At 49.3% G+C, this 18,936-nt stretch carries 16 protein-coding genes and 1 tRNA gene; 5 read left to right on the top strand and 12 right to left on the bottom strand.

All coding sequences use genetic code 11. The features are described from left to right. Window positions 1–153 precede the first annotated feature (153 nt). Window positions 154–1,977 carry a ribonucleoside-diphosphate reductase subunit alpha gene (locus IG82_RS0105405; protein ID WP_082192089.1) on the bottom strand — a complete coding sequence of 608 codons (1,824 nt, stop codon included), beginning with the start codon at window positions 1,975–1,977 and terminating at the stop codon, window positions 154–156. A gap of 394 nt (window positions 1,978–2,371) precedes the next feature. Between IG82_RS0105405 and IG82_RS0105395 the strand changes: the two genes are divergently transcribed. Then, window positions 2,372–4,195, top strand: a complete 1,824-nt coding sequence (locus tag IG82_RS0105395; protein ID WP_031934529.1) for an F-box protein — start codon at window positions 2,372–2,374, stop codon at window positions 4,193–4,195. Between the two features lie 124 nt (window positions 4,196–4,319). On the opposite strand, the gene IG82_RS0105390 is transcribed toward IG82_RS0105395, so the two are convergent. The 4 genes from IG82_RS0105390 to IG82_RS0105375 all read right to left on the bottom strand — a co-directional run bounded on the left by IG82_RS0105390 (window position 4,320) and on the right by IG82_RS0105375 (window position 7,827). After that, window positions 4,320–5,774: a hypothetical protein gene (locus IG82_RS0105390; RefSeq protein WP_156095401.1), complete on the bottom strand. Its 1,455-nt coding sequence runs from the start codon at window positions 5,772–5,774 to the stop codon at window positions 4,320–4,322. Continuing rightward, complete coding sequence (locus tag IG82_RS0105385; RefSeq protein ID WP_135958384.1) at window positions 5,746–6,057, bottom strand: hypothetical protein; 312 nt, start codon at window positions 6,055–6,057, stop codon at window positions 5,746–5,748. The genes IG82_RS0105390 and IG82_RS0105385 overlap by 29 nt, the downstream gene beginning before the upstream one ends. A gap of 244 nt (window positions 6,058–6,301) precedes the next feature. After that, window positions 6,302–7,525 carry a hypothetical protein gene (locus tag IG82_RS0105380; RefSeq protein WP_172642910.1) on the bottom strand — a complete coding sequence of 408 codons (1,224 nt, stop codon included), beginning with the start codon at window positions 7,523–7,525 and terminating at the stop codon, window positions 6,302–6,304. A gap of 225 nt (window positions 7,526–7,750) precedes the next feature. Then, window positions 7,751–7,827 (bottom strand) — tRNA-His (locus IG82_RS0105375). A 472-nt stretch (window positions 7,828–8,299) separates the two neighbouring features. On the opposite strand from IG82_RS0105375, the gene IG82_RS0105365 reads away from it, so the two are divergent. Beyond that, window positions 8,300–10,039 carry an ABC transporter ATP-binding protein gene (locus tag IG82_RS0105365; protein ID WP_216476164.1) on the top strand — a complete coding sequence of 580 codons (1,740 nt, stop codon included), beginning with the start codon at window positions 8,300–8,302 and terminating at the stop codon, window positions 10,037–10,039. A 104-nt stretch (window positions 10,040–10,143) separates the two neighbouring features. On the opposite strand, the gene IG82_RS0105360 is transcribed toward IG82_RS0105365, so the two are convergent. Then, window positions 10,144–11,247 (bottom strand): hypothetical protein, encoded by a 1,104-nt coding sequence (locus tag IG82_RS0105360; RefSeq protein WP_156095399.1) that lies wholly within the window; start codon window positions 11,245–11,247, stop codon window positions 10,144–10,146. A gap of 220 nt (window positions 11,248–11,467) precedes the next feature. On the opposite strand from IG82_RS0105360, the gene IG82_RS0105350 reads away from it, so the two are divergent. Beyond that, complete coding sequence (locus tag IG82_RS0105350; RefSeq protein WP_031934523.1) at window positions 11,468–12,625, top strand: hypothetical protein; 1,158 nt, start codon at window positions 11,468–11,470, stop codon at window positions 12,623–12,625. Window positions 12,626–12,667: 42 nt separating this feature from the next. On the opposite strand, the gene rfbC is transcribed toward IG82_RS0105350, so the two are convergent. From rfbC to IG82_RS0105325, 5 genes are read right to left on the bottom strand one after another with little or no spacing between them, the layout of a single operon-like run. Continuing rightward, a complete protein-coding gene (gene rfbC, locus IG82_RS0105345; RefSeq protein ID WP_216476163.1) occupies window positions 12,668–13,189 on the bottom strand; it encodes a dTDP-4-dehydrorhamnose 3,5-epimerase in 522 nt (173 codons plus the stop codon). Next, window positions 13,161–14,057 carry a sugar nucleotidyltransferase gene (locus IG82_RS0105340; protein ID WP_031934521.1) on the bottom strand — a complete coding sequence of 299 codons (897 nt, stop codon included), beginning with the start codon at window positions 14,055–14,057 and terminating at the stop codon, window positions 13,161–13,163. The genes rfbC and IG82_RS0105340 overlap by 29 nt, the downstream gene beginning before the upstream one ends. Further along, window positions 14,044–15,084: a dTDP-glucose 4,6-dehydratase gene (gene rfbB / locus IG82_RS0105335; protein WP_031934520.1), complete on the bottom strand. Its 1,041-nt coding sequence runs from the start codon at window positions 15,082–15,084 to the stop codon at window positions 14,044–14,046. The genes IG82_RS0105340 and rfbB overlap by 14 nt, the downstream gene beginning before the upstream one ends. Then, window positions 15,081–16,031, bottom strand: a complete 951-nt coding sequence (locus IG82_RS07000) for an NAD-dependent epimerase/dehydratase family protein (protein WP_052545741.1) — start codon at window positions 16,029–16,031, stop codon at window positions 15,081–15,083. Before IG82_RS07000 ends, rfbB begins: the two co-directional genes overlap by 4 nt. A gap of 1 nt (window position 16,032) precedes the next feature. Further along, window positions 16,033–16,761, bottom strand: coding sequence for a cephalosporin hydroxylase family protein (locus IG82_RS0105325; RefSeq protein WP_031934518.1), 729 nt, complete (start codon window positions 16,759–16,761; stop codon window positions 16,033–16,035). A gap of 161 nt (window positions 16,762–16,922) precedes the next feature. On the opposite strand from IG82_RS0105325, the gene IG82_RS06995 reads away from it, so the two are divergent. Next, the gene (locus IG82_RS06995) at window positions 16,923–17,891 is read left to right on the top strand and encodes an N-acetylmuramoyl-L-alanine amidase (RefSeq protein WP_052545740.1); all 969 of its coding nucleotides are present in this window, start codon (window positions 16,923–16,925) and stop codon (window positions 17,889–17,891) included. A 188-nt stretch (window positions 17,892–18,079) separates the two neighbouring features. Here IG82_RS06995 and IG82_RS07180 read toward each other — a convergent pair whose 3' ends face one another. After that, window positions 18,080–18,241, bottom strand: a complete 162-nt coding sequence (locus tag IG82_RS07180; protein ID WP_156095398.1) for a hypothetical protein — start codon at window positions 18,239–18,241, stop codon at window positions 18,080–18,082. Window positions 18,242–18,333: 92 nt separating this feature from the next. On the opposite strand from IG82_RS07180, the gene IG82_RS0105305 reads away from it, so the two are divergent. Beyond that, window positions 18,334–18,921, top strand: coding sequence for a hypothetical protein (locus IG82_RS0105305; RefSeq protein WP_156095397.1), 588 nt, complete (start codon window positions 18,334–18,336; stop codon window positions 18,919–18,921). The last annotated feature ends 15 nt before the right edge of the window (window positions 18,922–18,936 follow it).

Genomic DNA, 18,936 nt, shown 5'->3' with positions numbered 1-18,936 from the left:
TAGCATTATGCAACGCTAGACCTGTACTCTGATTTTCAAAATCTTGCACAAAGATGCCTTAACTCACCCGCATCTTATGGACAACGGCACACAACTGCTCTCCATGCCTGGATCTTCCCCACCCCGCCAGGTTCTCTTGATGCCCTTATAACTTCACTGACATGAAAGGCACTCATCATATTTTAACGGCAAAGGGGGTTCGGGCTGAAGTTGAGCCGGGGGTGCCCGGCGCGAGGATGTGTGATTCTCTGAACGCTGAATGGTTTTAGATCTGAGGTAATAAAGGCTTTTGACCCCCTTTTTCCACGCAGACCAATGAATCTGGTGCAGCTCGGCCTTATGCACATCACTAGGGAGAAAAATATTCAACGATTGCGCCTGACACACAAAGGGCTGCCGGTCACTGGCCAACTCAATCAACCATTTTTGATCCAACTCAAAAGCCGTTTTAAACACATGCTTTTCATGATGAGTCAGAAAATCAAGATGCTGCACCGAGCCCTCATGTTGCGCAATCGACGTCCACACTTTGCTGGTATTTTTGCCCTTTTCTTCCAGAACCTTCATCAAATGCTTATTACGCACCCGGAAAGACCCATTTAAGGTTTTATGCGTATAGGCATTGCTCACGATAGGCTCAATGCCGGGGGATGTGCCACCACAAATGATAGAAATCGAGGCCGTGGGCGCAATGGCCAACTTATTAGAAAAGCGCTCTTGGCTGCCGCACGCCTTTTGGTCAGGACACGGCCCCCGCTCGGCCCCCAACACAAGGGAAGCTTTGTCAGCGCGCGTGCGAATGTGCTTAAAAATACGTTTGTTCCACACCTTGGCCACCACGCTTTCAAAAGGCACACTCTGCCCCTGCAAAAAAGCATGAAAGCCCATGACGCCCAGCCCCACAGAGCGCTCCCGCTTTGCCGCATACACAGCCCGCGACATCGACGCCGGAGCACGCGCAATAAAATCTTCTAAGACGTTGTCGAGAAAACGCAAACAATCTTCTATGATGCGATCATCCTTTTCCCACGACAAAAAATGCTCCACATTGAGCGACGAAAGACAACACACCGCCGTGCGCTCCTCACCCCATTGATCCACCCCGGTGGGCAGGGTGATTTCACTGCACAAATTCGAGGTTTTGACTGACAACCCCAACGCCTTGCGCGCCTCAGGAATCGCACGATTCACCGTATCAATATAGAGAATATAGGGCTCACCCGTCTCAACGCGCGCCGACAACAAACGCGACCACAGCGTGCGCGCCGACACCTTGGAAATCACACGCCCATCCTTGGGGCTTCTAAGGGGGAACATGGCATCTTGGGCCACCGCTTCCATAAACGCATCCGTAATCACCACCCCATGGTGCAGGTTGAGAGCCTTGCGGTTGTGATCCCCCCCCGAAGGCTTGCGCATTTCCATAAACTCTTCAATCTCAGGATGCCAAATCGGCGCATAGGCCGCCCCTGAGCCGCGGCGCAAATCCCCTTGAGAAATGGCCAGCGTCAGCATGTCCATTACCTTGATAAACGGCATAAACCCTGACGTTTCGCCACAGCCCCGGATTTTTTCCCCAATAGAGCGTACATTGCCCCAATAACTGCCAATGCCGCCGCCTTTAGAGGCCAGCCACACATTTTCTGTCCATAAATCTACAATACCGCTCAGGCTATCAGACGATTCATTCAAAAAACAAGAAATGGGCAACCCACGCCCTGCCCCACCATTGGCCAACACCGGCGTGGCAGGCATAAACCACTGACGAGCCATATAGCCATAAAGACGCTCTGCATGGGCCTGATCATCACCATAGGTTCTGGCCACACGCATGAAAAGATCTTGATAGGATTCGCCCTGAAGTAAATAGCGATTTTTGAGGGTTTTTTTCCCAAAGTCTGTCAGGCGTGCATCCGCCTCTGGATCAGGCGTCAACACAATAGGCGACGCACAGGAAACCTCTGCACTGGCCCGCATACACACATCCCCAACCTCGCCTTATCACCTTTGATACTAGCCCCTTTTCCCCCGAAGAAAAGCCCAAAAATTTTTCTTTTTTCCCGTTTTTCATCTTGACAGAACAACAATCCTTGCTGGGGCCACCCTTACGTGGACATGATGAGAAAAACGCCCCGGCGCCCTTTCTAGTTCACCCCGGCGCGCACCCCTCTTCCCCCCTTAAAAACACAGGTGTGTCCTTATTTTTTGGTTTTTTTGCGTCTACTGCCCCAACCACAAACGTTGATCCTTCAGCCCCCTTCCCTGCGCCCCTCATCCTAAGGGAAAGCGTTGACAAAATTGACTTTTTGGCATTTTTGTTGTTGATATATAGGATGTTATCTCCTTGTTTTCATCTCGTGGATTGTTGAGTATGCGCCTTTTCTCTTTTGCTTTTTTTTCTGCATGCCTTGGAGCCGCCACCTGTGTCACCCCCTTATGGGCCAAGGGTCCGGGCGATGTAGATCAAGACCCTCATGCCTTGTATAACCCCAGAACAGAAAGAAAAATCAGACCCTTTTTGCAATATGCACGTAACGCGAACTGTTACCTGAGCGTTGAAAGTCAAAACGAACAAATATGTGTGCGCTATGCCAAGAACACAAGTGCTCATGAAAAGCGCCCTCAGTTCAGCATCAAAACCAAAGCGATGGAGGAACTTGAGGACACAGATGTTGAGGAGGAACACCGTCTCCCTGACCTGAGGCCGCATCTCTCCATAGACATGCTCTTTGAGAGTCTGGAGGTCTCTTTTAATGTCCTGGCAAAAAAAGACTGGTCATCCCGCCCCACCGTCTATAGGCTGACGTGGATAGAACACCTCAGTGAAAAAGCGGGGGGAGCACGTACCATCTTCCCTCCTCTTGACAGCACAAAACTGACTCACCTGGTCATCTACCCTGCCTCTCGTTGGGACCATTCATGCCAACCACCACCTTCGCTTACATATATGCCTCACCTTATCCTTCCGAGCTTAAGGCATGTTGCGTATGAAGGCTGGCAACACGGCATTTTCTCTTTCCCGTCTTTTCACCCTGCGTGCTTCCAGTCGTCTGTTGGGTTTGCATCAACTATTGCCCCCCTTGCTTTGTCAGCTTCTTTTTTGAAAACGCAAGGGACCATCAAGCTCAGATATCCTCCCCAACTTGCCTTTGCTGGATCTGATGTAGGCCGTGATCAGTTTTTAAAAGATGACTTCCACAAACAATACCCACACGTGCATTTCGTTCCTAACACATCCCCTATGGAGGATGGGAAAGAGATAGAAAGCAGCTCTTATATGCAAGATTTTGGCTTTTTTTACGAAGGTCAGCATAGCCCATGGCATGCCCAATCCAGCAGCCCAGCGACCCTTCCCTTTCAGATTCTGTGGGCAAAACACTCCTTCTCCCGAGACAATCAAAAACAGAGAGAGACAGAACAAGGGGGCACAAAACAAGGGGATGGCACGCAAAACAATACACCCCCTGAGGCTGCCTCACGCCCATCAAACGGTGCCCTTGGGCTTACCGACTTGCCATCGGATCTGGTGTGCCAGATTGCCCGCTTCTTACCTGCTCAAGATCAAAAGCACCTTTCACAAACCTGTCGTTTTCTACGCACAACCCTTTTAGGTGACCCATGTATTGACTTTAGGCTCTTCGCCTTAGGTTGGGGAGTCGAGATTCCTGAAGCCTATTACAACGCATCAGCCATCTGGCGTCTTGATGTGCCCTACATGACGCTTGGCGGATATAAGGAAGGGTTAACCATAGTCACCGTTTGTCTTCATCATCTTAAGGGTACGCTGGTGGAGACCCAAACATTGTGGATGTCTTATGAAAAAAGTGTCTATAAGCCCAAACAGAGGCGCAGACGAAAGCAGGAGAATGTCTCACCACCATGCCACGTTCCCGCATACTGGGTTACCTTGCACACTGACTCCTCAGGTAAGCTGGATAGCGAGTTGCTGAAGGCGGGCCCCATCTATGGTAAACCATCGCCGCAACCTGACTCTACGACCTTAGCCGCAGAATTTATCCCCATCATCAACAGCCGACTAGAGCGTCTATGGCTGCGCCGCCTTGAAGAACTCTTTGGGGACAGGCCCGAGGTGTTGAGGCGTATGCACACCCCCCAAACACCCCCTGTGGAAACGCCCATCATTGGCCCCACACAAAATCTTGCGCCCCACACCGACAAAGAAGGTAGCACCTGACCCTTTTGAAGGATGGCGGGGCGTTTCGTGACAAAGAGGCCCCAAGGCCAGGGCCTTTGGGTTAACCATCTTGATGTCAGCACCCTTTAGGTTATTCTTTTTGGCCCTCTTGAGAACGTTGCCGTTAGGTGAGGCTGTTTTTGTCCAGATCTTCGGCTTCAAAGGTTTTGATCTTGCGGGGGCTTACCTCTTGAGCCCATGACCCATCAAACATCACCACCCGTTTAAAGCTGTCGTCTGACAAAATGTATTGCAGGTTCAGATGGCGAAACCGGCCTTGATCAGGAAATTCCTCTGTGAAGAGCGAAAAGAGATAAGCCCCCTCAGCTCCACCGGCTCGACGCTGTTTGTCACGCAAACGGTGGAACACGTTTTTGACATCACGCAAGGGATGATGCGCCCCCAAAAGACACACAGCCCCCGGGCCGGTCAAAGCGATGGTGCCTTTTTTAACACATCTCTTCATATCCAGCATGCCTGTGTGGGCAGCCAGCTGATAGCGCGCGGCAATGTCATAAAGCACAGGATCCCACAGATCTTTGGCGAACACATCAGAAAAATAGGGGTCATTATTGCAAACGGGCACACGCACACAACCCCGAGTCAGACATGGCGTTTCGTAGGTCAAAGGGGCCAGCTGTATGCCATCAAAGTCAGAATAGACACCGCCATGTTGCCGCAAGATCACCTTGCGATCAATGTCAGAAAGAGAGGCCAAATTTTTGAGGCCCACACGCTCAAACTGACATATATCTGCAATGGCTTTCACCAGAAAAGGACCTGCCTCTTGCTTAAAGTCAGCATAAAGATCCGACAGCTGATGAATGGTGAGTATGGGCTCTCCGCGACCATTTTTGGCTTTTTGAAGCCTGCTTAAGTGGCTGGTCACCTCTTCAGGCATGAGGGCCTTTTTTCTCTGACGCGCCCTTTCCACCCCATGCAAAAAATGACGCACTTTGCTTTGAATGGCGGGAGAGGTACGCAACGCATCCCAAACATTCCCTCGGGTAAAAGGCACCGTACGGTCTTGGAACGCAAAATAAGCATCCCTTAAAAACCACTTGTTAAGCGCTTTTTTGAAAAAAGAGGACTGACGACGTTTGTAAACCCAAAGCGTCATATAAGCATCCAGGAAATCGTTGGCCTCAGACGCTGTCCCCTCAAAGAAATCTTTTTTGCCGCTCACACAAGAGAGCACATGTTCGCACAGCGTCTTCACCGCATATTCTTTCTCATTCCACCAGTTTTGATGCCAAAGGTCGTTGAGGTACCCCCTTAAATCACGCTGATCCGGATGGTTTACATAAGCATCCATCTCCTTAAAAAGAGTGGGGTGGCATTGGGACGTCCACTGCCTAAAAAGGCGCGCATCATCAACCCACACATGCAGTGACCAAGGCAACCTGTCTTCGCCATGGTTAAGAATTTCTGAGGCCAGGCTCACCAGCTCAAGCACATAGCGATCGGGCAAGGGATTGTCTCGCCACACAAAATGGAGCTTGGCTAGGATGTGAACCGGCGTGCCGGATGTGATGGTGTGAAAGGCACGCTCAAGACAGGCATTTTCTTTTGTCAACATAATCATTGTTGGGATCACTTAACCATGCATCCATCTCTCTGGCGACGGTCCCGTCCAATTGGCACACTCGGTGCAGAAAGTCAGAAAAACGGGCTTTGCCCTCTTGGTCTAGACCATGCTGAGACATATCAAAATAGTGGGTCAGCCACCCCCGAGGTTTAGGGTTGCCTTCATCTTCATCAAGGGATGAATACGATGAATCTAAGGAATCGCTCTTTTGTGGCGATGCCCCGTTAAGCACCAGCGACACATACAGACATAGGCATGTAATCAACTTTTTCATAGGCATAGATAAAAATTTTTTAAAATTTTATCTATTAAGGCAGATCTCTTACCAGAAAAAAGCATCCCATCTTAATCAGTTTATTTTATTGTCTTTTTATTCTATGTCGGAGACCTGTTTCCTCAGAAACCACTACCAAAAACGGGTTACAAACGATGCCTAAGGCGTCTTCGTGTTATGATGCGTCCATGCCATCCGCCATAGGTTCTACTTCTATGCCATCAACAACGCATGGCAAGGCTTTCTACCCATTATACGCTCTGCTACCTTCCACACGTTTGGCGTCCATTCCGTCAACAACGCACATTTTTCCTTGTAATATTTTCGGCTCACCATGCGCCCCGCCAACAGCTGATTGAAGGCCTTCCAAGTAATCAAAAAGAGCACAGGCCTTGTCTTGCAACGCTTTTTGCACATGATTGATGACACCCACGAAAAAGATGTTATTTATCCTCTCTTCATGCCAGTAAACGGGGCCATAGGTGAAAAAGGGTGTATGCCCGTGCGTAAAAAAAGAAAATGTATACAGCGAGTAAGCACTTTTCAACAAGGATACACGAGATCGTGTATGTGAAGCACACACCTCGTGAAACCTCCTTCTGGTGGCTAAAGAACCATCGTCTTGAACCCATTGAAAATACACTTTTGTATGGCTCATATTCCTTTTTTCTTGGTCTACAGCGGGTACAATATTAAGCACATATTTTTTCAAAGGATGATCAGCAGAAGACGTGGGCGACACAACTTTGACGTCACTGTTGCATATTTCACCCCCCTCGCATCGCACAAACACCGTTTCATCTTGCACAAAAAACAAAGAGGAAGACGAGGGCCATGCAAGAATTTTGTGCCAATAGCAGTTTGCGAGCAACGTGTAGAGAACAGGATAACTCATCTCATAAGCATGGTTGGTGGGCCTGATACGCACGGTTTTCGAATAACCCTCACCCTCTGTGGACACCTCTTGAAAAAACATCAAATCTGTCTTCTCAAAATCAGCACGATGTCTAAAGATTGAAGGCGATGTTTTATAACAATACCCATCAAGATAGGTGATCAAAGGCGCGATTCTCTCTTGAATAGCAAGGATATGAAGCGATGAAGGTTCATGCTTCCCCAGAACATGCGCTTTCTTTTGGGAAAAGAAATAACCCAAGATCCCACGCAACAAAAAACCATCATCATCCATGATCGTTATTTCTTTTCCCTCTTTAGGCATAAAAGAGATGCAAGAAAAACCAACCTTTTGAGGGCACCAAGGCCCCCAACTCCATTGCTGTATCCGCCTATGCACAGGCACATCAATCAGAAGGGTACTCTCGACATAGAGCCTCCCATAACAAAATCGCACACATTCACTGGACACAGGTGTGCCCTTATATCCTCCCCCTTTGGGTAAAAAACGGATCTTGGCCGCATAGCCAGGATCTTCATCAGGATCAGAAAGCTCAATGCTTTTGATGACCAATGTTCTTGCGTTGTCTTCATTATGTTCAAACCCAACTCCCAAGAGATGGGCGATAGGAAAAGAAGCTAAAAAGATAAAAAATAAAAAAATATGATACATAAGCAACCCAATAAAGCCAAAATATATAATCTTTAGGTAAAAAAAATAATTATTTTTATACTTTATGCATATAAAAAAGCCATAGCGCAAGGGGGCGTATACACAACAAAAAGGGAATGATAAACGTGGGGCGAGTGACCGGATTTGAACCGGCGACCTCTGGGGCCACAACCTAGCGCTCTAACCAACTGAGCTACACCCGCCACCTTTGCAAAGGGTAAAAGGGTTTCTGACAAGGGTCAACCCTTACCCCAAGGATATATGCCATACCTTACACAAGAGGGCCTGCTCTTTCACACATGACCAACACCTTTGTCTGTCCTTGTGTCTCCCTTCTGTTTCTAAGGATGTGGGGTCATTTCTCAAACACGCAGCACCTCACCTCACCATAAGCATCCTTGGGTCCTTGTGAAAAATTTTCTTTCTGTGGGTGAGCCACTTTTGCGCACGCCCTGCTCACAAAACAGCGGCGCCCCATAAGCAAGCATGACACACCCAGTCCTTACGCGCGCAGGCTTCATTATATACCTAGGGCACTGACTATATCTAGGGAACGGGCACCGTTGCGTTCACTGAGACATCCACAAGACGTGTTCACCACCCTTGCCATGACCCTAAAAAAAACGCACCATAAAAGGATATATCGTTCTTTATTTTCCCTTCGTTTCTATGCGCTTGTCTAATTTTTTCACCACCATTCATAAAATACGCTGGTTGCTAAGCACAAAACAAAAAATGCAATGGCTTGGGCTGGGGGTGTTGTCCCTCATCTCTTCTGGCTTGGAAATGGTCACCGCGGGGACAGTCGTTCTTTTTGCACAAATCCTAAGCAACCCTGAGGCGGGCCCCTCTTATTTTGACCGCTTTTCTGGGCTGTCAGGATCCCTCACGCCCCAGGGGGCTGTATTGTGGGCAGCGCTTTTGTGTGGAGGGGCTTATATGCTAAAAAATAGCTTTCTGCTGGCGGAGGTCTTTTATCAAAACAAAACACTCCAGCACATGCTTACGCTTTTTCGGATGCGGTTGCTCACCATGTATCAAAAGCGCTCTTATCTTTCTTTTCTCTCCAAAAGCACCACGCATCGGTTTGAAGTGATTGAAAACAATGCAGATCAGTTTTTTCTCTTAGGAATGAAATCATTGGTCTCTGGTTTTTCTGAACTCATGATGGCCATCGTTTTGTTCTCCCTGATTTTTTATATGAATGCGGCGTTGGCGTTTTATATCCTGACCATGACGACAGGGCTTATGCTGATCCTTTACCTCACCATTATGTCCCGTTTTTATCATGTGGGAAAACAATGGCAAGACGTTAGTCTTGAAGCACGTCAAAAGCTGCTTGAATTTTTTCACGCCTTTAAAGAAATCACGCTATCTAGCAGGGCTGACTTTTTCCTTGGGCGCTATGCTGCTTTTTCTCAACAACGGGCCCAAACCAAAGCACGAGAAGCCACCTTAGGCGAGGTGCCCAAGCTGATTCTCGAAGCCACTTTTGTGGGCATGGCGGTTTTTGCTGTGTGGTTTTTGGGGATTCAACAGGACAATATGCAGGCCATCTATCCTATTCTGGGCCTTTATGTCTATGCCGGGTTTCGTCTCATCCCCACCACCATTCGCTTAACAGGCTATGGCAATCACCTGGCGCTTGCCAAACCCTTCATTGATCGTTTGTATGAAGAAATACACGCAGATCACACACCCCACATAGAGCCAAAAAAGACGGTCCTCTCTTCTTTCAAAGATTCCATTCAAAGCCATCACCTCACCTTCACCTATCCTGGTGCGCAGACCAAGGCGCTTGATGATGTTTCCTTGACCATCACCAAAGGCTCATGTGTGGGCATTGTGGGCACAACGGGGTCGGGAAAATCCACACTCCTTCATGCTATCTTAGGGTTGCTGATGCCCCAAAAGGGCCACGTGCATATCGATAACATCCCCACCCACAACATTGATTGGCAGAATGTGTTGGGTTATGTGCCCCAGGCCCCCTATCTGTTGGATGCCTCGATTGCCGACAATGTCGTGTTTGGCGATCAAAACCCAGATGCGACGCGTCTTACGCGCGCCATTCATGGTGCCCAGCTTACCCGCTTTGTGGAGCGACAAAAGCAGGGCCTTCTTACGCCCATTGGGGAAAAAGGGGTACGCCTATCTGGCGGGGAACGTCAACGCATTGCCATTGCCCGTGCCCTTTATCATGAGCCCGAGCTGCTTGTGCTCGATGAAGCCACCTCAGCCCTTGACCATCACACTGAACGCCAGCTCATGAAAACCATTCATACCCTTTTAGAGGGGCGCACGGTGATTATGGTGGCGCACCGTCTCACCACGCTGTCTTCATGTGATCAGATTTTTGTGATGGACAATGGGCGCCTTAAAAAAACCACCACCTATGAGGCCCTCTCATCTTAGCCAGCTTCTTTAGGGCATAAGCATAAATCCTTCATGACCCCTTGGTCCTTTCCAAGCCAAACTGCCAAAACATAGGCAGGTCAGCCTAAGGCACTTAGCCCTTATTAAGAAGGCTGCGCGCAGCTTTTTTGATACAGTTTGTTTTCCATATAAAGTGCACGCGCGAGGGCATCAAGAATATTCCGCAAGGCCGGACCTTGTTGCAGATCAATGTCATCACACGGTTTAGGCTTACCATCCTGAGACAGGCCGCACACACCCGAGCCCACCGTTTCTACCTGAACATCGCCCCACCCTTTGGTGGCTAACACCTGACGCAAGGCCGCATCTTGATACAAAATATGCGGGTTATTTGAAATGGCCAACACCGTTGTTGGTTGTGTGTGACTGGCATCAAGATACGTTTTCCATGCCCCCACCGTGTCTGCTGTGTTAGGTCTTCTTCCCTCATTTTTAGGCGCTGAAATCACCACAATCTCTTTCACCTTATCTCCAAAGTTTATAGCCTGGACCAACACACCGGCGGCATCTGTTTCATAGCAAAGATTGCCCTCACCTGTCGGCCCCACAAACGTGAGCGAAGGTACAGGATCGTGGCCTTCCCTGCTTTTGGTATGTGCATTTGCTTGTTCCACATAGGCTTTTTCATCCTTTTCTGGATGGCCCTTATCTTCCTCCTTGGCGGCATCCCACAAATCGCGCGCACCTGTGATGATATAAAGGCGATCCATTGTCACCTTCTGTGACGCCAAAAGATGCTTCACAAAACGAAGGCGGCTATCCAGCGTCCACGCCGATGCCCCGTGCACCACCACCGCATCATAATGCTGCGCGCGTGGGTAAACGGCAGCCACCGCGCCCAGGGCTGTGAGTGAGGGCAGCAGTGTTTGCGCGCAGGGTCTGAGCGCCTCCACAAACGGCGTATCTTCAGCATCTTTTCGCTCTTTGCCCGGCTGACGAAGAAAGTAGCTTTGCCCCAAAGCGTTGGCCTCTTCTATATGGATCGGCACATAAAACGTAAACGCTGTGTCTCGAACGCACTCTGCCACCGAGGCAAACACAGCCACAAGTGGCGGTAAAAGGCGGCCATCTTCATCAATCAGCGCATGAGAGGAAGCCGGCTTAAGCCCGTGCATCAGCAAAACTGCAAATCCACCCACAGCTGCCAACACAAGCACTGCTTTGAACAAAGAAGCCTTTTTTTTCATAGCCTTTTTTCCTCTGACCTACATCCCAGCCGACCGTAGCAAAGAAAAGAACAACACACAAGATGACTCGCCGAAAAAGGGCATCACTTCTGCTGCATGCCTGTCATTGACATCAGAGTTGGCAAAAAACCTTTTTTTACATGTCTAAAAAAGACTTTATAGAAATAAAAACGAGAGTCGGTCACAATATTATCAAAAATATAGATATATAATATCAAAAATGAGCCGTTCTTTTTCCTTTTTATGTTGTTTATGGACAATCACCACACCTTGCTCCTTTCTCTTAAGCCTCCCTCCCAAAAATGATCTCTGTAGCTGGACATGGGATAACACCTCTGATCAACGCACGCAAGGACAAGCAGACATCCAAAAGATTTTTCCTGAAGCCACCACAAAGGGGGGTTTGTTTTTATCTATGCGTGAAGCCGAGACCGAACAACCTGGCGAGATGTATTATGTGCCCCATAAAGATATCCGCTATTGCCGCTATGATAACACAGTGTTTTTTTGCACCAAGGCCTGGAATGTGCTCACAGATGACCAAGGCCATTATTATGAACCCAATGACTTTGGCACCGTCTTAACCATAGATAAAACGTCAGAACAAAAAACATGGCACCCCTTATGTGCACTTTACCTACCCAATTTTACACGCGGATGGATCCGATGGCATGCTCAAGCACAAGAGAAAAACCAATACATGCTGCTCTCCCCTCAAAAACTTAGAGAGAGTCAAGTCAAGGCCATCTGGAAACAATCTTGGCACCCAATGAGCGCGTTCTCCCACACAGCAGAAAAAAAAGACGACACATCTTCTGTGCCAACCGATGCACGCACTCCGACCAGCCAGAAAAAAGACCGTAAGCGCACACAAAGCCTTCCGCACGGAGAAAGAAAAAAGCGGCGGGGTTGGAACACATCGTCCCCTTCATCCGCCTCATCTGCACCCTCTAAGCTTTATAAAGACGAAGCCAAAGGTGAGCACGCACGCCCTGTGTCACAGACAAAAGATACAAACACAGCAAATGGTGCCCATGCTGCAGCAGATAGCCAGAAAAAGGAAAACAACCCCCAAGAAGACACGCACAGAAAAGATATATCCTTTTCATCTCAACCTTTGTTATGGGCTGTAACCGATGCTCCCCCGTTGGACTATCGAGGCGTGCCAAACAAAGATTATGTCCGGCCTGAACCTTTTTTCCGCTCGCCTACCCCCTTGCTACAGGCACTCATCATTATGGAAAAAGACCCCGATCTCTCCCGCACAGATCAGCTTCAGGTCTCAACAGCCAAAACGACGCAAGATGGCATCAGAACGCCCAAAACGCTGAAGAAACAAGCTATCCAAGATTATGCGTCTGAATTGGGTTCCCCATAAACACACGTCTTCATGATGTGAAACGCCCTGTGAGAAGAACCTTCATGCTTTGAGGGGGAGAAACCCTTGGTCTCTTTCTGAAAGAATAGGCGCACCTGTGGGCCAGGCAATGGCGAGGGTGGGATCGTTCCAGGCGATGCCCTCTTCTTCAGAAGGGTCGTAATAGCGCGTGGCTTTATAGTGTAAAATGGCTTGCTCACTTCGTACATAAAAGCCATGAGCATAGCCTGGCGGCATATAAATTTGTTGGGGTGTATCACTTGATAGCTCAAAACAAAGGTGTTGACGAAATGTGGGCGAATGGGGGCGCACATCCACCACTACGTCTAGAACCTGGCCTTCAATGATGCTGACCATTTGACCTTGGCGGTGGTGCACATGCAGACCTCGCAAAACGTTTTTCTTGGAGATAGATAAGTTATCTTGCACAAAAGCATCGAGAATGCCTGCCTCTTGATAAGCGTTTGCCCGCCAGCCTTCATAAAAGCGGCCACGCACATCAGGATAGACCTTGGGCTCAAAAACCAAAACGCCTTCAATGGCTGTTTTGCGTACATTCATCATGCATCATCTCCTCGAGAACGCTGCGGTAAGCAGAAACGGGCAGCTCTTCCACCAGGCGCTGAAACGCTGCAGAAGAAATAAACTTCATACGCCACGCCACTTCTTCAGGCGAGGCCACCACCAACGACTGACGAGACTGCACCACCGACACATACTCTGATGCCTCCAAAAGAGCCTGCGGTGTGCCCACATCGAGCCACACATACCCACGCCCCAACACCGTGGCCTGTGCGCGCCCCTCTTTCATATAGCTGGCAATAAGATCCACAATCTCCAACTCCCCTCGCGCTGATGGCACAAGGGTTTCAGCGCGCATAGCCGCCGTGCCATCAAATAGATAAAGCCCGGTAATAGCCAACTTTGATGGTGGGTTTTCAGGTTTTTCGACAATGCTTTGCGGCCTGCCCTCCACATCAAGCACCATCACGCCATAGCGGCGCGGATCATGGACACGATAGAGAAAGGTATGGACCCCATCGACATGGCGCGCCACCTTGATCAGTGTTTGTGACAACCCCTGACCATAGAAAAAATTATCTCCCAAAATCAACAAGGCAGGATCGTGTTGCAAAAACGTTTTCCCCACCAGAAAAGCATCAGGCAACCCGCGGGGTTCATCTTGAACGGCATACTGCAAAGTTAAGCCCCACTGCTCACCTGTGCCAAGCAGGGCTTGCAAAAAAGGCATATCTTGCGCGCGACCAATAATCAAAATGGTGCGCACCCCTGCCAGCATGAGCGTGGTGAGAGGATAGTAAATCACCGGCTTATCATACACAGGCAAAAGCTGTTTATTACTGGCCAACGTCAGCGGAAACAGACGGGACCCTGACCCTCCTGCAAGAATGATCCCTTTAGTGCATGCCATGACGCAACCCCAAACGCTTGTGCGGTCCTATTAAAAACACGTGATGATCCAGATACCAACGTACCGTTTTTTCAAGCCCCTCCTCTAAGGCAACATGGGGAGACCACCCAAGAGTCTTCCTCACCTTTGTGGTGTCGAGGCAATAACGCCGATCATGACCCGGCCTGTCTTGAACAGCGTGGATAAGGCGCGTATAGGGCCCTTCGGGGTCTGGCCTCAAACGGTCCATCCACCCACACAAGCTATGCACAATATCGATATTCGTTGTGGTGCTTCCAGGACCTAGACAATAAGACGCCCCTATCTGCCCGTGATGCAAGACAGCCAAGACGCCACGCACACAATCTTCCACATAAAGCCATTCTCTTTCCTGTTTGCCGTCGCCATACAAAGGAATGGGCTTTTTTTGCAGGATATTCATTAACACCACAGGCAACAACTTTTCTGGAAACTGCCTGGGACCATAGTTGTTCGACGGATGCACCAGCAACACAGGCAACCCATGCGTCACGTGGTAGGCACGCACGAAATGATCTGCCGAAGCCTTAGAAGCAGCATAAGGAGAACGAGGGGCATAAGGGCTTTGCTCATTGGCTTCCCCTGCTGCCGTCATGGCACCAAACACCTCGTCGGTGGAGAAATGCAAAAAACGAAAAGAGGTTTTGGCCTGAGGGCTGAGCGTTTCATAATAGTGGCGCGCTGCTTCCAACATTTGATAGGTGCCTTCTACGTTGGTTTTTACAAAAACAGAGGCATCATCGATCGAGCGATCCACATGTGATTCAGCCGCGGCATGGATCACCGATTCGGGCTGAACTGTCTCAAAGAGATGAGCCAAAAGCGCTTGATCACCTATGTTACCATGGTGAAAAGAGAACGAAGCGTGCTGCCTGGCGCCTGAAAGGTTGTCTTCTCTGCCTGCATACGTCAGCGCATCCACCACACACACCTGATGGCCCTCTTCAAGTAAAAAATCGACCACATGCGAGCCAATAAACCCTGCCCCACCTGTGAGAAGAACCTTCATGCTTGCCCTCTTTCACAAGATTTACCTTGGGTTATCTCATTGGTTTTGTGTTGAACAAACAGGCTGAGACGCGTCTGAAAATCCTGTTGACCAGGCATTTCACCAAGCAGCGCTCTAAGCTTTGAGAGATTGGGCTGGATGTTCTCAGGTTCATGGGCAGGCGGCGTATACGCACCATAAAGAATGGGACGTTTGTAGGCAAGCTGCTGTGCCACGCTATCGATGATCTCACCCAACGTTTGATGCCCCCCGCCGCTGACGTTGAGCACCATATCTTCTGGCCGATCCACAAGGTGACTGATGGCCTCACCCAAGATATCTACATGACCATAATCACGCAATGATGTTCTGGATACTGCATGGATGTCTTCTTGACGTACCATCTTAGCCACCATGAGTGATAAGAACTTTTGTGGAGGTTCTTCCTCTCCAAAAAAATAACCGATGCGCAGCCACTGCAAGGCAAGGCGTGACGCAAGGCGTTTTTGCTTTTGCAGCAACAGTCGGTATGTAGCGGCCTTGGCTTCTCCATAAAGTGTTTGAGGGGAGATGGGCGCGCTTTCATCCAAAGGGTCCGCCAAAAGGTCATACTCAAAAAGTGTGCCAGCACCTAAAAAATGCTGCCCACCTTGGGCACAGAAGGCATCAAACAAATCGTTGGTGGCTTTGAGCCAGTCCACATTTTCTGGTGCATGCCAAAAGCATCCATGCGCCACATACCAAGCCAGATGGATCACGTGAGAAGGCTTATATTTTTCCATAAGGCGAGCCGAGGCCTCAGCATCCAACAAATCTGCCCGCTCCCACACAAAACGATGATCGAGAGGCAGTAAAGTATGTGTATGCCCCAGGCAAATGAACTGGTCATCTGTTTTTCGGCGATGGAGGGCGCGCAAGACGCTTTTTCCAAAAAAGCCCGACGCTCCCGTGACAAGAATTTTTTTCATCCTAAATACGCAAGAGGTAACCGCCCTTGGTGCAAGAAAAGAGGGCTTTGTGGTGATAAGGGTTGTCTAGAGAAAAAGAGGAGTTTTCTTTAAGGTAAGCATCCACAGCTGTTTGCGGGTTGTTCCCGATTCCCCAGGGGCGTGGCCGATGGGTTTGGGGTGCGATTTTTTCCACAATGGTATCCGAAACCACAAGATATTGCCCTTTGGTCACCAAGGGACCCCAAAGCTTCATCTCCTCATAAACGTGGTCATGAGTATGATTGCTGTCCAACAAAACCATCACCTTATCACCGGGGCGAATCTTGGATGACATCGCCTCAAAAACAGATCTATCCGTGGACGAGCCTTCAAACAGATGAATGCGATCTGAAAAAGGATATCCCATAATGGCATCACGGTTCTTTTGCGGCAACACCTTGTCCACAGCCACTACCTTCCCGCCCCCTAAAAGCGCGCACAACGATGCGTAAAAAACGATGCTTCCACCCCACGCAATACCGGTTTCAACAATGACATCTGGTTTGTTTTTCCAAATGATCTCTTGAACGGCAACCACATCCTCAGGTGTTTGGATAATAGGTAACCCCAACCAATCCCACTGATATGCGTAATCACCTTTATCCGCGGTCTCAAAAAAGGAAAGCGCTTGTTGCTGAAGTTGGGGATCTTCATGCTGCTTCTTGCGCTTAACAGCACGGTCTTTCTCAAAGGCTTGGCGATCAAACATAGAAAATGATAGGGCCCAATTCCACTCACACACTCAAGGTAAGGACTTTCTCCTTCAAAAACAAGTCTTACCCACGGAAGACAGAGACCCCAGGAAGGGGGTTTGCTGAGCCTGAGACCTATGTCAAGATGGTATACAAAGCCAGAGCCTGAAAATCGCCCATGGACGCCCACACCCTTACACAAAAACTCAGCATGCCTCAGGCCCCCATTCACCTTACGCAAGAGAGGATACATGGCCAACTGGGCACCCGTGTGGCTATGTTTGAGGAACCTGAAGACCAAGCCCGCAACCACTGGGAACCCCCCGCATCCCCGCGAGCGATCACACACCTGATCCTTCACAGCACCCAGGTTGATGCGCGCACCACGACCCAATTCTTTACAGAACCCCAAAAACAAACGCGTGTCAGCGCGCACTATGTCATCACGCAACAAGAACATCACCATAACCCAGAGGCCAACATCCCCGAAGGGTGCCTCGTGCAATTTGTGCGTGATGAAGACATTGCCTGGCATGCGGGCGTTTCTTCTTGGCGGGGCGTTAGCGCCCTCAACGCGTGTTCTTTAGGTATCGAATATGTCAACCCCAGCACGAGCAGGCATCCCCAGCCCTGGAGCCTCTTGCCCTATCAACAAACCCCGGATGGGTATACATGGTACACTTATGGCGACACCCAAATGGAGGTGTCCATTCAGCTCATCAACGCCCTCATCACACGCTATGACATCCCGCCCACCCACATTCTCGCTCATGGTGATATTGCCCCCACACGGCGCATGGACCCAGGCCCCCTTTTTCCTTGGCACCTGTTAGCAGCTCACGGCATTGGCGCATGGCTGACGCCTGAAGAGCGCTGCCCCTCTTATATTGCGCAACACTTTGCCCCCAGAACGCCTTATCCATCGGATGTGGATGAGCTCTTTTTCCTGCGTGAACTCGCACGCTATGGCTATGACGCTTTGCCAGAAAAGGGCTTAGCCCATGCGTCCAACATGGCGACGTTTCACGCCTTTAAAGCCCACTTTTCGGCCCATATGAACCCTAAACATTATGCAGCAACCTACCTTACCCACGAGGATATGCAATGGATATGGGGCCTTAATGCCAAATATGGTCATGGGCGTTGATCATTTAGAACGTTTTTTACTAAAATTATTTATAAAAAAACAGGAGAGACGTCCCACGTTCTTGCGCCTATTCTCTTTTTCATGCTTGCCCAACACACGATCGTCTTCGGGGTGTGCATCATGAAAATTCTTTCCCTTCTGTTGATTATCATCAGTCTTGCGTGCTGTGTGTACTCACTGCTGGCCCCTTAACGGGGGTCTTCAGCTTTTTTGCGATCAAGCCCCCAGGCATTGGGGCGATGTTGGCGCATGACGATGGTTGACTTGGCCTGTATTGCACCGTCATGGGGGCAAGCATGCATGGCTTCCTTCATGGACAGAGATTTAAATTGAATTTGATTAAAAATCAAACAACAAAAACATCGCTATGGTCAAAGGCACACGTTTCGCTAAGCTTCAGAAACGAGATCTTTCCCCTCAAAAACGCCCAGGAGTCAACAATATGTGGGTCATACGTCTTATGCTATGCTTTTTCCTCTTTGGTTGTGCACTCCAGGCCAGTGATGATATAGGGCTGGATCACCTTGCAACGCTGAGCCATATGGTCAAAGCCAAAGATCCTTCCATTCGCCCCATGCGTTGCACCATTGACTCGAACCAAGATATGGCCTCAAAGGGTCAGTATCGCATGACCTTAGGGTGGGCAAGCTCTTCTTGCTTTCAAAAAGATGCCTATGGTGTCTATGTGTTGCCACCGGCGGAGAGGCCTCTTGAACAAAGCCCAGACCCCCACCATTCTGCCCATGCCCTGCCTCACCCCTTGGCTCCCCTCAAACACCTCGAAAGCCTTCCCATTGTGAGCATCACCATCCATGATTGGGAGCGATGTTATCGACACCCCTCTCCTCCTCAGCCAGAAGCCACCTTGTGCACCTTGTTAGCAGGCGTGAACACAAAAGACGTAGGGCTCCTGACTCTCAATTACATCACCCACAAAACAGACACACTCCAACGCCTGGTGGATCAATTTTCTTCTGTGGTTGAACATTATGGAAAACCTCGAAACATGAAAGCCTCAGATTTTGATTAGCACCTAGAGATAGCC

The organism is Candidatus Hepatobacter penaei, from assembly GCF_000742475.1.
GTDB classification, from domain to species: Bacteria; Pseudomonadota; Alphaproteobacteria; order Holosporales; family Hepatobacteraceae; genus Hepatobacter; species Hepatobacter penaei.
The sequence above is the reverse complement of the archived record's forward strand: the minus strand, read 5'-3'. Positions and strand labels throughout refer to the sequence as shown.